The 780-nt window shown below is 20.1% G+C and carries 2 protein-coding genes; both read left to right on the forward strand.

Going from position 1 to position 780, the window contains the following annotated elements; all coding sequences use genetic code 11:
- The first annotated feature begins 140 nt into the window (after positions 1-140).
- Positions 141-350, forward strand: coding sequence for a hypothetical protein (locus tag CSGHG_RS19200; RefSeq protein ID WP_207635854.1), 210 nt, complete (start codon positions 141-143; stop codon positions 348-350).
- A 114-nt stretch (positions 351-464) separates the two neighbouring features.
- The gene (locus tag CSGHG_RS24965; RefSeq protein ID WP_412766356.1) at positions 465-674 is read left to right on the forward strand and encodes a 3'-5' exonuclease family protein; all 210 of its coding nucleotides are present in this window, start codon (positions 465-467) and stop codon (positions 672-674) included.
- Positions 675-780 lie beyond the last annotated feature (106 nt).

The following is a 780-nucleotide window of genomic DNA, read 5'->3' on the forward strand; positions in this document are numbered from 1 at the left end:
TATAATAAGATAAATAAAATTGTTACATCTAAAATAATAATAATTAAAGAAGATAAAGTTATTTTAAATAAAAATAAAAATTTAAAAGTAATAGTATTAGAGAAAGTTCCATAAAAATTATAGAATCTATATTAAAACTTTTGAATTGTTTATATATGGATAATAAAATAGATCTTAAAGAAGAAATTGAAATATGGGCTAGAAATAGAGAAATAGTAAAATCTTTAAATGATTGTAAGAATAAAAATATTTATAGGTTCTTAGAAAAAAATGAAAATTGTAAAATAAGATATCATAAATACAGCAACTCCTTTGTAAACAATTTTTTAGAAAAAATTTTAAAAAATTAATAAAAAAGTGGTTTTAAAAAGCTTAAGTGATTTAATAGATGACTATGAAAATATTGTATTTTTTGATTTAGAAATGAATTATGGTCTTATAGGAGAAAAAACTTAAGTGAAACTATAGCTATAGGTGCAGTTAAATATAACATTAAGAATGGATGTACAGATTGCTTTTATTCCTTAATAAAACCCTTATTTAATGTAAAACTAAATGAAAAAATTATAGAACTTACAAAAATACAGCAACCAGGCATAGATACAGCTAAAAAGTTTAATGATATTATGATTAAGTTTGATAAATGGGTAGGAAAAATAAAACTATTTTTGTAAGTTGGGGATCTGTTGATATGCAAACTTTAAAAAGGGATAATGAAAATAATGGGAATAAGATAAATATAATTAATATTATGAGTGATAATTATGTAGATTTTCAAGA

This window comes from Clostridium senegalense JC122 (assembly GCF_000285575.1).
GTDB classification, from domain to species: Bacteria; Bacillota; Clostridia; order Clostridiales; family Clostridiaceae; genus Clostridium_J; species Clostridium_J senegalense.